Here is a 13,982-nt window from a genome sequence, read left to right as displayed (position 1 = left end):
ATGCCTTGAGCGGGCGGCGGCCGCACAGAGTGCTCTGTGCGGCCGCCTGGACCAACCGCCTTTCACACCACCGGTTCGGGCTCGGGTGCGCGCTCGCTGTGCTTCGGTACGGCCTTCTCCAGGCTGGTGCCCTCGACGTCGAGGTCGGGCAGGAGCCGGTCCAGCCAGACGGGCAGCCACCAGGCGTGCCGTCCAGCGAGCGCGAGGACGGCCGGGACGAGGGTCATGCGGACGAGGAAGGCGTCGATCGCCACGCCGATGGCCAGTGCGAAGTCGATGGGCTTGATCAGGGCGTCGTTGTCGGTCCGTGCCGGGCGGCCCGGAGGCGATCCAGCCGCCGCCCAGCACGGTGGCGATAGGACGGCCTGCAAGCCCTGGTCTCGACGGTCATGGCCATGGCCATGGCGAGTGGCCGACTGGAGCCGGTGCCGGTGACCTGAATCCCCGGCGCGGGCGCAACCCCGTCAAGGCGCCGCAGTTGCTCGCCACGACCTCCAGGCCGGTAGCGCCCTGCGCCGGCAGAGCCCGGATCTGCACCGACGGATGTCTAACTCATCGTGTCCGAGATGGACTTGACTCCGCCGTGCGCCGTGAGGCCGCCGTCGACCGGGATGTCGGCGCCGGTGATGAAGGAGGATTCGCCGGACAGCAGGAAGATGACCAGCGGGGCGACCTCCTCCACGGTGCCGGTGCGGCCGAGCGGGGTCTCGCGGATGTTCGCCTCGCGGAAGGCCGGCGCGGCGGAGGCGGTCATCTCGGTTTCGATGAAGCCGGGGTGGATCGTGTTGACGCGGATGCCGCGCGGGCCGAGTTCGGTGGCGGCGGCCTTCGACAGGCCGCGCAGCGCCCATTTGCTCGTCGTGTAGGCGACCGGGTAGTGGCCGGTGAGCGCGGCGGTGGAGCCGACGTTGACGATGGACGAGCCGGGCGGCATCAGCGGCGCCAGATGCTGGATGGCAAGGAGCGGGCCGGTGACGTTGACGGCGTGGACGCGGGCGACGTCGTCCGGGGTCACCTCGCCGAGGCGGGCTCGCCAGGTGATGCCCGCGTTGTTGACCAGGCCGTGCACCTGACCGTACGACTCCCTTAGTTCGGCGGCGAGTTGGGCCCACTGCGCCTCGTCGGTGACGTCGAGGAGACGGCAGCCGGGGGCCTGGGTCACGTCCGTGGCGATGACACGGGCTCCCTCGCGGGCCAGAGCCTCGGCCTCTGCGGCGCCCTGGCCGCGCGCTGCGCCGGTGACGACGACGACCTTGTCCAGGAGTCTCCCGGTGTGCAGGTCGTTCATGGGCGCTCCCGGGTGCGGCGGCGGGCGGTGGGCAGGGGCACCGGATTCTCGCCCGGGACCACGGTGTTGGAGACCGCGCCGATGCCCTCCACGGTGAGCGTGACGGTGTCGCCCGGCTTCAGCGGCGGCGGGGACTGCTCGCCCCGGACGCCCCACAGCTCGGCGAGGCAGCCGCCGTTGCCGCAGGTGCCCGAGCCGAGCACGTCACCGGGGCGGACGGCGGTGCCGCGGGAGGCGTAGGCGACCATCTCCTCGAAGGTCCAGCTCATGTTGGACAGCAGGTCCTTGCCGACGACCTCGCCGTTCACCTCGGCGGTCAGCGCCAGGCGCAGGAATCCGTCGGCGTCGCGGTACGGCTCCAGCTCGTCGGCGGTGACCAGGTACGGCCCCAGCGTGGCGGCTGTGTCCTTGCCCTTGCACGGGCCGAGGCGGACCTGCATCTCGCGGGACTGGAGGTCGCGCGCGGACCAGTCGTTGAAGACCGTGTAACCGATGATGCGGTCTCGCGCCTGCTCGGGAGTCAGGTCCCGCCCCACCCGGCCGATGACGGCGGCGACCTCCAGCTCGAAGTCGAGGACGGTGCTGCCCGGCGGCACCGGGACGTCGTCGTGGGCGCCGATGACCGCGTACGGGTTGGTGAAGTAGAACGTCGGGGCGTCGTACCAGGCTTCGGGCACTCCGCCGACGCCGTCCACGGACCGCCGTACCCCTTCGACGTGCTCCTCGAAGGTGACGAAGTCCCGCACGGTGGGCGGCTGGAGCGGGGGAAGGAGCCGCACCTCGGACACATGCGGGCCCGGGGGGACGTCGAGAGCGGCGGTGCCGACGTCCAGGAGTGCGTCGAGTCCGGCGCCGGAACCGATCAGCTCGGTGAGCGAGCGTGCCCAGGGGACCGGGAGGAGAGTGCCGTCCTCCTCCACGACGGCGACCCGGCGCTGGTCTCGGTGTTCATAGGTGGCGAAACGCATGCACGGCTCCAGGCTCCGACGATCGTGGAAAGCGATGAGGGCCGGGGACGCGGCGTGGGAGTCAGGGCAGTTGACAGGGCCACCGCGTCCCCGGGGTCGAAGGGATCAGACCGGCGGGGCGACGAACACGCCGCGGTCGACATCGTTGAAGGACTCCCTGGCGACCAGTTCGTTCATGGGGTTGGCGGTGCCCCACTGGTCGGTGACCTCGGGCTGGGAGAAGTCGTAGACGTGCGGGTGCCAGGTGTCCTCGTCCAGCACCTCCAACTCCGTCGTGTACTCCACGGTGTTGCCGTGCGGGTCGAGGAAGTACGTGAAGGTGTTGTCGCCCGCCACGTGTCGGCCGGGGCCCCAGATCTTCTGGACCCCGGCCCGCATCACCCGGCCGGACCCGCGCATGTACTCGTCCAGGCCGCGCATCTCGAAGGAGACGTGGTGCAGGGAGGTGTGCGGGCCCTTGGCGATGGCCATGGAGTGGTGCTGGTTGCTGATCCGCATGAAGTGCATGACATCGCCGACGTACGGCGAGCTGAGCGTGTCGGAGTGGCGGAAGCCGAGGTGCCGCTCGTACCACTCCCGGGTCGCGTCGAGGTCCGGCGAGTTCAGCACGACGTGCGACAGCTTGACCGGGATCGACTCCTTCTCCTCGATCCTGCGGTGCTGTCGTACGTCCACGTCGGCCAAGACCTCGATGGTGCGGCCGTCGATGTCGAAGAAGCGGAAGCCGTAGCCGCCTCCGGGCGTGTCCACCTTGCCCGGCTGGGAGATCAACTGGACCCCGCCTGCGAGCAGTCGCTCGGCGAGGGTGTCCACGTCCTCGGCGGAGCCGGCACCGTAGGAGACCAGGTCGAGGCGCTTCTCCTCGGCCTTGCGCAGCCGTACGACGTACTGCTCGGGGCTGCCCTCGGCGGCGAGGAAGGCGATACCGGAGTCCTCGACCACCTTGGTCAGGCCCCAGACACCGGAGTAGAAGTCGAGTTGCTTGTCGTAGTCGGGTACGGCGAGGTCGACGTGCCGCATATGCGTCAGCAGGTATGCGCTCATAGTGGGGGGTCCTTCTCTGTGAGGTTCAGGTCAGGCCGAGCAGGGCCGCCGCGTTCCCGCCGCGCACGGCATGGAAGTCGGCGTCGGGAAGGCGTGCGGCGCGCAGTGCGCCGACGGGGTTCTCGGTGCCCATGTCGAAGGGGAAGTCGGAGCCGAGCAGTACGCGGTCCGCGCCGGCCGCGCCGATCAGTGCCCGCAGGACGTGCGGGTCGTGGACCAGGGAGTCGAAGTACAGGCGCTTGAGGTAGCTGCTGGGCAGGTGGGCGCAGCCCGCGCCCGCGTCGGAGCGGGCGGACCAGGCATGGTCGGAGCGGCCGATGTGGGTGGGCAGATAGCCGCCGCCGTGCGCGGCGACCAGCTTCAGCTCCGGGTGCCGGTCCAGAACCCCGGAGAAGATCAGATGTGAGAGGGCGACGGCGTTCTCGGTGGGCTGGCCGACGGTGTTGGACAGGTACCACTGGTCCAGGCGCTCGTCGAGCGTGCAGCCGAAGGGGTGCAGGAAGAGGATCGCGCCGGTCGCGGCGGCCCGCGCCCAGAAAGGCTCGTACGCCGGGTCGGACAACTCCCGTCCCGGGGCGTGGCTGGAGATCTCGACGCCCAACAGCCCCTGTTCCAGGACCTGGTCGAGGGCGCGCACAGCCTGTTCGGGGTGCTGGAGGGGGACCAGGCCGAGCCCCCGCAGCCGGTCGGGCGCCTCGGCGCAGTGTGCGGCCGTGGCCTCGGCCGCGAGCCGGCAGACCTTCTCGGCCGTCTCCTCGCCCGCCCAGTAGTGGTAGTGCGAAGGCGAGGGGCTCACCAACTGCACGTCCACGCCCTGCGCGTCCATCGCGGCCAGCCGCAGGCGCACGTCGGTGGCCCTGGGGAGGACGGTGCGGACCATGGGGCCGCTGACCGCGAGGGACGCGGGGCCGTTGCGGCGGGCCTCCAGGTCCCTGGCCTCGGCCAGTCCGGGAAGCCCGGCCACGAAGGCCTCGACCTCGGGGATCAGGATGTGCGCGTGTACGTCGACGGTCGGGGAAGGAGGCGCGTCGGCGGTCGAGGAGGAGTGGCGGCCGGGTTGGGGACGTCCCGCAGCGGCGGGTTCCGGGGCGTGGGCCGTCACGGCAGCTCCGTGAGCTTGGTCATCGTGGCGTCGATCAGGCCGGGAACGTCACCCTGCACCCCGTCGAGCTGCCACTGCCCGATCCGCACGGACGCCTCGACGACCATGCGGGCCCGGTCGATCCGCCGCTCGTAGTAGCGCGTGAACAGCTCGGTGTTCCAGGTGGACCCGCCGGCCAACAACTGGCTCAGCACCCAGGCGTCCTCCAGGGCCATCGCCGCGCCCTGGGCCATCGTGGGCGGGCAGCAGTGGGCGGCGTCGCCGACGAGTACGACCCTCCCCCGGTGCCAGGCCCCCTCCACCAGCATCTGGTCGAAGCAGGTGTAGTTCACCTGGGCCGGGTCGGTGATCGCGTCACGGATCTCGTCCCAGGGACCGCCGTACCCTTCGGCGAGGCGGCGCATCTCCCGCGCGTACGACTCGGGCGGGATGGTGGCGCGGTCGCGGCTGGCCTCGACCAGATAGGCGTAGACCGTGTCCTGGCTGGTGGGCGTGTAGCCGGCGATGTAGCAGGGCCCGCCGTGGGAGAGGTCGCTGCGCTCCACGCCGGCCGGGCGGGGTGCCGGGACTCGCCAGATCGACATGCCGGTCGGCTCGGGCTTGGCGTCGATGCCGATGGCGGCGCGGGTCGCGGAGTTCAGGCCGTCGGCGGCCACGACGAGGTCGTAGCGGTCCTCGGTGCCGTCGCTGAGGCGGACGGTCACCGCTTGGTCGTCCTGGGTGAGGATCTCGGCGGTGGTGCCGAGGAGGACGGTGGCCCCGGATGCCCGGACGGCGTCGGCGAGGATGCGCTGGAGCACCGGGCGCTGCATGCCCAGCGTGGCGGGCAGGTCGTCTCCGCCGGTGCGCAGGACGTCGCCGACGTGGAGCACGGTGCCGTCCGGGGTCGTCAGCCCCAGGGAGTCGAAGGCGAAGCCGTGCTCGCGGACCTCGTCCCACACGCCGATCTCGCGCAGCACGCGCAGGGCGTTGCCCTGAAGGGTGATGCCGGAGCCGCGGACGTTCCAGTCCGGCCTGGCCTCGACGAGGTCGACGTCGATGCCCGCCCGGCGCAGCAGCACGGTCATGGCGTTGCCGGAAGTGCCCCCTCCGACGACCAGGACTCTCCTTCTTCGACTCGTTGCTTCCATGGCCAACTCCTTTGTTGGGCGGGTCACTTGACGGCGACCGGGTTGACAGGGGAACCGACGGCTCCGGTGATGGGCAAGGGTGCGGCGGCGAGCCAGAACTCGTACACGCCGTCGGCCGCGCAGTCGTCGGCGAGGGGGTCGGGGTCCCACATCTCGCCGATCAGCAGGCCGATGTTGGGGATGGCGACCTGATGCAGCGGCTGGAAGGCGGCGTCGAACTCGTTCGGCCGTACCTCGAAGCCCCAGGTGTCGGTGGCGATCGCGGCGATCTCGCTGGCGTGCAGCCAGCCGGCTGTGGTGAAGGACAGCCCGGGTGAGTCTCCGCCGGCGTAGTCGCCCCAGCCCTCGCGGCGGGCGCGCGCCAGCCGCCCGGTCCGGACGACGACGAGGTCACCTCGTCCTACGGCCACGCCGTGCGCCCGAGCCGTCTCGGCCAGGTGTTCCTCGGTGATCGCGAACCCGTCCGGCAGCTCTCCCCGTTCGTCGCCGATCACCCGTCCGACGTCGAGAAGGACGCCCCGCCCCGCGACGTACGGCGCCATGTGCTCGATGCCGGTGACGAGGTCGCCTTCGGAGGTGACAGTGCTCGCGGCGTCGCGGCCGTTCCACGCCTTGCCGTGGTCGAAGATGTGCCCGAGCCCGTCCCACTGGGTGGAGCACTGCAGGGGCATCGCGATCACGTCGTCGGCGCCGCCGATGCCGTGCGGGAAGCCCTGGTTGCCGAGGGCGGCATCGGTGCCGGTGTCCAACATCGTGTGCACCGGGTTGGTGCGGCGCCGCCAGCCCTTCTGCGGGCCGTTCATGTCGAACCGCTGCGACAGCGAGAAGCTCACGCCCCGCCGGACCAGTGCCGCGCCTTCGCGGCGCTTGGCCTCGTCGAGGAAGTTCAGCGTGCCGAGCACGTCGTCCGGGCCCCAACGCCCCCAGTTGGAGTACGCCTTGGCGGCCTCGGCGATCGCGCCCTCGGGGTCGTGGCGGTTCACGACGCCTCCGCCACGCAGCGGGTGCGCTGCGCACCGAGCCCGGTGACGGAGCCCTCCATCACGTCGCCGTCGCGCAGCAAGCGGCCCCAGTGGATGCCGTTTCCGGCCGGGCTTCCCGTCAACACCAGGTCTCCGGGCAGGAGTTGGGAGGTCTGCGAGATGTACGACACCAGCCGCGCGACTCCGAACAGCATGTCCTTGGTGGACTCGTCCTGCATGGTGTCGCCGTTCAGCTTGAGGGTGACCCGCAGTTCACCCGGGTCGGCGATCGACCCGGCCGGCACGATCCACGGGCCGAGCGGGGTGAAGCCTGGCGCGTTCTTGCAGCGCAGCCAGTCGGTGCCGATGGCCTTCATGTCACGCCGGAAGACCGTGGCCCGGTCCGTGAGGTCGTTGGCGATGGTGTACCCGGCGACATGATCCAGCGCGTCCTCGACGGACACCCGCTGGGCGGTCCTGCCGATGACGACGGCCAACTCCAGCTCCCAGTCCGGTTGTTCGGCCCAGGACGGGAGCACTACGTCGTCGTAGGGGCCGGTGATCGCGCTCGGCAGCCCGATGAACACGTACGGCAGGTCCTCGGCGGCCCGGCGGTCCATGATCGCGGCGATCTCCGCACGCGCCTCCTCCACCGTGCGCGGGTCCTCGGGCGAACGGTGGGCGACCTCCAGATCGATCACGTGCTGCCGGTAGTTGGCTCCGGACTGGAAGACCTGGCGGGGCTCGACCGGGGCTTGTACGCGCAGGCCCTCCAAGGGGCGCCAGGCCGCCGTGGTGTCGGCCGCGATCTCGTGCAGGCGAGGGAGCAGGGCGTCCCAGCGTTCGAGGATCTGCCGGGTCGTCAGGGCGGGCTCCGCGAGGGCCGCACGCAGATCCAGCACGCGTCCCGCGGGAATCACGAGAGCGGGGAAGGACGCCTGGCCCGGGGCGGCGAGGGAGCCGAGGGCGAAGGGTCCGGAGAAGGACGCGGAAGCGGCTGCGGGTTTCACGGGAATGTCCTCCAGATTGCGGTGGGACCAATCTGGGGCCTCACCTATTAATCTGGGAAATAGATTCTTAAGATGTTGATCATCTGCCTGGCAGATGTCGCTGTCGGTGACCCAGCTCTGGAGGCGTCGTGTCCCTCTCCGGCCTCGATCTCAACCTCGTCCTGTCCCTGCGGGCCCTGCTGGAGGAACGCAACGTCACCCGCGCCGGGCAACGCGTCGGGCTCAGCCAACCGGCCATGAGCGCCGCGCTGGCCCGCCTGCGCCGCCACTTCGACGACGACCTGATCTCACGCGCCGGTAAACAGTACGAGCTGACCGCCCTCGGCCGCGCCCTGCTGGACCGCACCGCGACCGCGTGCGACCTGCTGGAACGAGTCTTCACCAGCAGGGCCGACTTCGCTCCCGGGAGCGAGGAGCACGAGTTCACCCTGCTCACCTCCGACTACGCGCTCAGCGTCTTCGGCGCCGAGCTCGCCCAGAGGGTGCACGCCGAGGCCCCGGGCGTACGGCTGCGCTTCCAGCGGACGCCCGGCGACGTCACGGAGGACACCGAAACGCTGCTCAGCACGGCCGACGGACTGCTGATGCCGCACGGTGTCATCAGCGGATTCCCCGCCGTGGAGCTGTTCGCCGACCGCTGGGTCTTCCTGGTCGCCGAGACCAACGACGAGGTCGGCGACCAGCTGACCATGGACGACCTGGCACGCTTGCCCTGGGTCGCCTACCAGCGCACTTACGACGCCCCGGCCGCCCGGCAGTTGAGCATGCTCGGCATCGAACCGCAGGTCGAGGTGTCCGTCGACAGCTTCCAGGCGCTGCCGTTCCTGGTCGCCGGAACCCGGCGGATCGCCCTGGTGCAACAGCGTCTGGCGGAGCTGCTGAGCGGGGTGGCCGCCGTACGCCGTATGGAAGCGCCGTACGGGGCGGTCCCGCTCCAGGAGGCCCTGTGGTGGCACCCGGTGCACACCCACGACGCGGCCCACATCTGGCTGCGCGAGACCGCGGCCCGGGTGGGAGCGGAACTGGCGCCGTCCGAACCCCGGCCTCCCGCCGCCGTCCCATCGAGCTAGCGGCGACGCCTGCAGCCCCCTCCATCCAGACTCCGGATGATCCGCATCTTCGATATCGATCGGACGAGGGCTAGGCATGACCTGTTCCTTGGCCCATAGTCGTCTCAGCCCGGCGCAGGAGCCGCCCCCTCACACTCCGCCGGGACCGCGCAGGCGCCCGGCGAGCCCATCCGCCGCGACGCCCGGCGACCATCGGCACCCCGCTCCGAGGCCGCCACGGGTGCCGGACGGTCCGTCCACAACGGCCGCACCAGCCCGATCCCCTCCCGACACGCCACGTGGAGTTCCCGCATGCCTGCACCCGTGTCCCCGCTCCCCTCCCGGCCGTCCGACGCGGCCGCGGACGCCCCGCCCGAGCAGATCGTGTCCGGCCCCGGCCACCGGCTTCGTCTGACGCTCCTGATGGCCGGCGCCTGTCTGCCCATCCTGGGCGCCGTGCTCATCGCCCCCGTGCTGCCGCAGATGCAGGACCACTTCGCCGACGTGCCGGGCGCGGACGCGCTCGTCCCCATGGCGCTGACCATCCCCGCCCTGTCACTGGCACTGCTGGCCCCGTTCGCCGGCGTCCTGGTGGACCGGCTCGGCCGCAAACGCCTGCTCGTCGTCGCGACCGTGGTGTACGCGATCCTCGGCACCGCTCCCCTGTGGCTGGACTCCCTCGTCGCCATCGTCGCCAGCCGCGCCCTCGTCGGCGTCGCAGAAGCCGCCATCATGACCTGCTGCACCACACTGCTCGGCGACTACTACTCCGGCCGGCAACGCGACCGCTACCTCGCGATGCAGACGATGTGCGCCGCGATCTCCGCGACGGCCTTCTTCGTCCTGGGCGGCGCGGCCGGATCCGCCGGCTGGCGCATGCCGTTCTGGGCCTACGCCGTGAGCCTGCTGCTCGCCCCCGCCATGGCCGCATTCCTGCCCCGGCCTCAACCGCACGGCCTCGCGGACGCCTCCTCCCCCACCACCCCGGAGCCGGTCGCCGCACGGCCCTTCCCCTGGCGTCCGCTGGCAGGCACCTGCGCGCTGACCGTCTTCGGCGCCGTCCTCTTCTACACCGTCCAGGTGGAGATGGCCTATCTCCTGGACGACATGGGCGTGAGCAACACCGCGGTGATCGGGCTGGCCAGCGCCGGTTCCAGCGCCGCGATCGTGATCGGCGCCGTCGTCTTCACCCGGTCCGGCCGCAGCCCGCGGGACTGGCTGCCCATCGCCTTCGCCCTGTGCACCCTCGGCTTCGCGGTGATCTGGCTCGCTCCCGATCCGGTCGTACTGACCGTCGGTGCCGTGATCAACTGCCTGGGCGGCGGCATCATGCTGCCCAGCCTGCTCACCCTCGCCATGTCCCTGCTCGACTTCGAGGACCGCGGCCGCGGCACCGGCCTGTGGACCGGCTCCTTCTTCCTCGGCCAGTTCATCTGCCCGCTCGTGGTCCTCGCCCTCGCCTCCGCCCTCGGCACCCGGGCCAACGCCCTGGGCGTACTCGCCCTCGCCGGGGCCGCAGCCGCCGTCGCACTCGGCCTCGCGGCCCGACGACGCCGTACGCAATCCGCGCTGGAACCGGTGCGGCAGTTGGCGGGCTGAGCCGAGGCGGCGCCGGAGCAAGGCGAAGACCACGCGCCTGTCGGGATCGGCGTCGCGGACGTCTCCGTGACGCCGATCGCCCGGGGTCCGAGTGCCCCACCCGTCCTACCGTCCCACCGTCCCATGGGAGAGACATGCTGAACCTGATCGCGGCGATCCGCCGCAAGCCGGGCATGACGCATCAGGCGTTCCTGCGCCACCTCCACGAGGTGCACGGAGGGCTGGCCGCCGCGAACCCGCTTCAGATCCGGCGCTACATACAGAACCACGTGTTCGACGCGTCCTTCGGCAGCGCGGAAGACCCGGCGTACCTCACCGAGTTCGGCCGGGACTCCGTCACCGAGCTGCAGTTCGACAGCATGGAGGCGTTGGCCGCCACGATGTCCGACCCGTACTCGCGCGAGGTCGTCGGCCCCGACGGCGCCCACTTCAACGACCTGCCCAGCGCCTTGGCCCTGCTGACGCGCCCCGCGGTGCTCATGCCCCCGCCGACGTCGGCCGGGGAAGCGGGCCGCGTGAAGGTACTGCACTTCCTCCACGTGTCGCAAGGGCTGCTCCCGAACGACTTCACCGAGGGGTGGCGGGCCGCCCATGAGGAGGTCATCACCGAAGGGGCGCCCCATGCGAAGGCGTTGCGCGGATGCGTCCAGCACGGGCAGACCCCCGGGGCCGAGAAGGCGCTGAGCCACTTCGGCGGCGGAGGCGAGCCCGCGTACGCGGGAGTCGGCGCCCTGTACTACGACTCTCCGGACGAGGCTCTGACCCACTTCCCTTCCTACGAGCGTTCGCTGCGGGAATGCTCCGCACAGGCCGGCGGCTTCTACGACCCGTCCCGCTCGTTCGTCCTCTACAGCCGCGAGGTGACCGTCTTCTGAGCCTGCGTCCGTTCCCGCGCGCCTTCGATTGGCCGGCTTGCGGTAGGGCTTACCCGAGGGATGACACGCCTGGTAGCACGATGGCTCATGATGGAGTCGCGCTGGGAAGATCCACGTGACCGAACACCGCCACGCCGCACTCGGGGGACCTCCCATGCGCAGCTCTCGTCTCGTTGTCGCTTCTCTGGTCGGGGTTCTCCTCTCCGGTCTCGCCGTCTCGGCCCCGGCCGCGGCCTCAGCCGCGCACGCCGCGCCGGCGCTGTCTGTGCCATCGAACCCGGCGAAGGGCCAGACACTCAGGCTGCCTGCACCACGCGGCCACCACACCACCGGCGAGTCGGCCTTCCGGCTCGTCGACGACAAGCGCGCGGACCCGTGGGTGCCGGGCCGGTCTCCCCGCGAGCTGATGATCAGCGTCTTCTACCCGGCAGTGCACACGGGCGGCCGGCCGTTCACGCACCAGTTTCCGACGGCGGTGGCCGCGGCGGTCGGTCCGGCGGTCGAGCAGAACAACGAGCTGCCCGCCGGTCTGGTGAACTGGGCCGCGACCAGGACGCACTCCGTGCCGGACGCCGCGCCGGCGCCCGGCCGCTTCCCCGTCGTCCTGTACTCCCCCGGCGCCGGTGACTCACGGGACTGGAACGTCTCGCTGGCCGAGGACCTCGCGTCGCGCGGCTTCGTGGTGGTCACGGTCGACCACACCGGGGAGGCGCCGGCGGTCCAGTTCCCGGACGGCCACGTGACCGGGAACGGCCCGATGATGGCGGCCTGGGCCGAGGCGTTCCAGAACGGCACCACACTGGCGTTCTTCACGAAGCTGATGACCGCGCGCACGGCCGACACCGAGCTCGTACTGGACCGGCTGTCGAGCCTGCCGGCCCGGCTGACCCGTGTGATGGACCTGCGCCGGGTGGGCATGTTCGGGCAGTCCGGCGGCGGGTTCACGGCGGCGAGCACGATGTACGGCGATCCGCGGATCAAGGCCGGTATCAACATGGACGGCACCTTGGAGTACAACTCCGAACCCTCCGGCACCAACCTGAGCGAGGTCGCCCTGCACGGGTTGGACCAGCCGTTCCTGCTGATGGGCAACAGCTCTGCGGCCGACGGGAGCGACGTGCGCCGCGAGCCGTCGTGGGCGTCGTTCTGGAATCACCAGCGCGGCTGGAAGGCCGACGTCACGCTGAACGACTCCGTGCACGCGTCCTTCACCGACGCCAAGGCGCTGCTGCCGCAGTTGGCCGGCCGGGTACCGGACGCGACGCTGGCCGCGGCGGTCGGGACTGTCGACTCCCACCGGGCGGTGGCCGCGAACCGGGCACTGGTGGCCTCGTTCTTCGACCGCTTCCTGAAGGGCCGCCACGACCACCTGCTGGACGGCGGTGCGTCGCCGTTCCCGATCACGTTCGTACGCTAGTCAGGGCCCGCCCGGCGGATCTCGCCGGGCTCCCCCTGAACACCGTCGGTGCTGTGGCACTTGAGGGTCCTTCCGATCAGCGTCGGGGCAAGACGACGAAGCCTAGTCGCACCGCGGGGACGGGAGCCCGTCTTGAGGTCATGTCAAGGAAGTTCTTCTGGTTGGCTCACCACATCCACCCGTGGGGCGACCGGAATGAGAGAAGATGCATCATGGATCCCCGCATACCCCGCCTGCGTCGCAAGCTGGCCGCGATCCCCTTCCAACCGCTGCGCAGCCACTCCTTCGGCGAGGAGAAGCACAAGTTCAGCGTCGGTCCAAAGCTGGCGGAAGCTCGCCTCGCTGCGTTCGAGGCCGAGCACGGCATCGTCCTGCCCGACGCCTATCGGCAGTTCCTCACGCACATCGGCGGCTCAGGGGCAGCACCGTTCTACGGATTCATACCGCTGGAGCGGTGTGCCCTGCTGGTCATGAACCCGCGTGGAGAGCCGGGGGCACCCCGCGGCTTCGAGGACGCAGGGCCCGGGGCGCACGAACGCGACCTCTTCCTCCACATCATCGAGATGGGCTGTTCCGACGTGTGCGTCCTCGCGGTGACCGGCCCCCTCACCGGCCGCGTGCTCACTGGTAACAGCGACGGTTTCTGGGGCCCCAACGTCTCCTCGGCCACCGATTTCCTCGACTGGTACGAGCGCTGGCTCGACCACATGAGTGCCGGACGCGACAACCGGGCCCTGGAACTCACCTCACCTCGACTCCGTGCCCATCCGAACCGTCATCGCATGGCGCCGAAGATCTGACGGGTCGTGGGGCGATGCGGCGTGACCCTGCGACGGTCTCCGAAACCTCCACCGCGGCTCGGCCGATCCACCAGACTTGCTGCTGTTTCCCCACGGAGAAGGGACAGCAAGCATGGCGAACAGCGCACTTCTGGTGATGGACGTCCAACGGGACGTCGTGGCCATCGCCGATGACGGTTCCGGATATCTGCCGCGCCTGCGTCGGGCGATCGACGGTGCCCGCGCCGCAGGTATCACCGTGATCTACGTGGTGCTCGGGTTACGGCCGGGAGATCCAGAAGTCAGCTCCCGCAACAAGGTGATGACAAACGCCGTTCGGGCCGGCCTGTTCGCCGAGGGTGCCCCTGGCACCGAGATCCATGACGACGTCGCTCCCCGGCAGGGCGACGTCGTGGTCACCAAGAGGCGGGGCAGCGCATTCTCCGGCAGCGACCTCGACCTGGTGCTCAGGGCTCGCAATATCGACAGCCTTGTTCTCACCGGCATCGCCACCAGCGCTGTGGTGCTGTCCACCCTGTGGCACGCCATCGACCTGGACTTCGGCCTCACCGTCCTGGCGGATGCCTGCCTCGACACCGACCCCGAGGTGCACCGGATGCTCACCGAGAAGCTGTTCCCGCAGTGGGCGGATGTGGTCGACGTCGAGGACTGGATCAAAGCCATCGCATCGCAATAGAGGCCGGCCTGTCCCTCGCCAGCGTCGCCATTGCCATCGCCATCGCCATCGCCATCGCCATC

The 13,982-nt window shown here is 70.6% G+C and carries 14 protein-coding genes; 6 read left to right on the top strand and 8 right to left on the bottom strand.

Translation table 11 applies throughout. From position 1 onward, the window contains the following. Window positions 1-62: 62 nt before the first annotated feature. The 8 genes from RKD20_RS44390 to RKD20_RS44355 all read right to left on the bottom strand — a co-directional run bounded on the left by RKD20_RS44390 (window position 63) and on the right by RKD20_RS44355 (window position 7,504). Window positions 63-371, bottom strand: coding sequence for an MMPL family transporter (locus RKD20_RS44390; RefSeq protein WP_424882706.1), 309 nt, complete (start codon window positions 369-371; stop codon window positions 63-65). A gap of 176 nt (window positions 372-547) precedes the next feature. After that, window positions 548-1,288 (bottom strand): SDR family NAD(P)-dependent oxidoreductase, encoded by a 741-nt coding sequence (locus RKD20_RS44385; RefSeq protein WP_424882705.1) that lies wholly within the window; start codon window positions 1,286-1,288, stop codon window positions 548-550. Continuing rightward, entirely contained in the window at window positions 1,285-2,256 is a 972-nt protein-coding gene (locus RKD20_RS44380) for a fumarylacetoacetate hydrolase family protein (RefSeq protein WP_424882704.1), read from the bottom strand. Before RKD20_RS44380 ends, RKD20_RS44385 begins: the two co-directional genes overlap by 4 nt. Before the next feature lie 105 nt (window positions 2,257-2,361). Then, window positions 2,362-3,300, bottom strand: a complete 939-nt coding sequence (locus tag RKD20_RS44375; RefSeq protein WP_424882703.1) for a VOC family protein — start codon at window positions 3,298-3,300, stop codon at window positions 2,362-2,364. A 25-nt stretch (window positions 3,301-3,325) separates the two neighbouring features. After that, the gene (locus RKD20_RS44370; protein ID WP_424882702.1) at window positions 3,326-4,402 is read right to left on the bottom strand and encodes an amidohydrolase family protein; all 1,077 of its coding nucleotides are present in this window, start codon (window positions 4,400-4,402) and stop codon (window positions 3,326-3,328) included. Beyond that, the gene (locus tag RKD20_RS44365; RefSeq protein WP_424882701.1) at window positions 4,399-5,532 is read right to left on the bottom strand and encodes an FAD-dependent oxidoreductase; all 1,134 of its coding nucleotides are present in this window, start codon (window positions 5,530-5,532) and stop codon (window positions 4,399-4,401) included. Before RKD20_RS44365 ends, RKD20_RS44370 begins: the two co-directional genes overlap by 4 nt. Window positions 5,533-5,555: 23 nt before the next feature. Next, entirely contained in the window at window positions 5,556-6,515 is a 960-nt protein-coding gene (locus RKD20_RS44360) for a cyclase family protein (protein WP_424882700.1), read from the bottom strand. Continuing rightward, window positions 6,512-7,504 carry a fumarylacetoacetate hydrolase family protein gene (locus tag RKD20_RS44355; RefSeq protein ID WP_424882699.1) on the bottom strand — a complete coding sequence of 331 codons (993 nt, stop codon included), beginning with the start codon at window positions 7,502-7,504 and terminating at the stop codon, window positions 6,512-6,514. Before RKD20_RS44355 ends, RKD20_RS44360 begins: the two co-directional genes overlap by 4 nt. A 128-nt stretch (window positions 7,505-7,632) precedes the next feature. On the opposite strand from RKD20_RS44355, the gene RKD20_RS44350 reads away from it, so the two are divergent. The 6 genes from RKD20_RS44350 to RKD20_RS44325 all read left to right on the top strand — a co-directional run bounded on the left by RKD20_RS44350 (window position 7,633) and on the right by RKD20_RS44325 (window position 13,920). Continuing rightward, complete coding sequence (locus RKD20_RS44350) at window positions 7,633-8,574, top strand: LysR family transcriptional regulator (protein ID WP_424882698.1); 942 nt, start codon at window positions 7,633-7,635, stop codon at window positions 8,572-8,574. A gap of 291 nt (window positions 8,575-8,865) precedes the next feature. Next, window positions 8,866-10,152 carry an MFS transporter gene (locus RKD20_RS44345; protein WP_424882697.1) on the top strand — a complete coding sequence of 429 codons (1,287 nt, stop codon included), beginning with the start codon at window positions 8,866-8,868 and terminating at the stop codon, window positions 10,150-10,152. 134 nt (window positions 10,153-10,286) lie between these two features. After that, a complete protein-coding gene (locus tag RKD20_RS44340) occupies window positions 10,287-11,027 on the top strand; it encodes an EthD domain-containing protein (RefSeq protein WP_424882696.1) in 741 nt (246 codons plus the stop codon). A 154-nt stretch (window positions 11,028-11,181) separates the two neighbouring features. Further along, window positions 11,182-12,444 (top strand): alpha/beta hydrolase family protein, encoded by a 1,263-nt coding sequence (locus RKD20_RS44335; protein ID WP_424882695.1) that lies wholly within the window; start codon window positions 11,182-11,184, stop codon window positions 12,442-12,444. 212 nt (window positions 12,445-12,656) lie between these two features. Beyond that, on the top strand, window positions 12,657-13,244 hold the full coding sequence (locus RKD20_RS44330) for an SMI1/KNR4 family protein (protein ID WP_424882694.1): 588 nt from the start codon (window positions 12,657-12,659) through the stop codon (window positions 13,242-13,244). 112 nt (window positions 13,245-13,356) lie between these two features. Next, entirely contained in the window at window positions 13,357-13,920 is a 564-nt protein-coding gene (locus RKD20_RS44325) for a cysteine hydrolase family protein (protein WP_424882693.1), read from the top strand. The last annotated feature ends 62 nt before the right edge of the window (window positions 13,921-13,982 follow it).

Origin of the sequence: Streptomyces sp. SLBN-8D4, from assembly GCF_049739545.1 — a bacterium.
Taxonomy (GTDB): Bacteria; Actinomycetota; Actinomycetes; order Streptomycetales; family Streptomycetaceae; genus Streptomyces; species Streptomyces canus_C.
The sequence above is the reverse complement of the archived record's forward strand: the minus strand, read 5'-3'. Positions and strand labels throughout refer to the sequence as shown.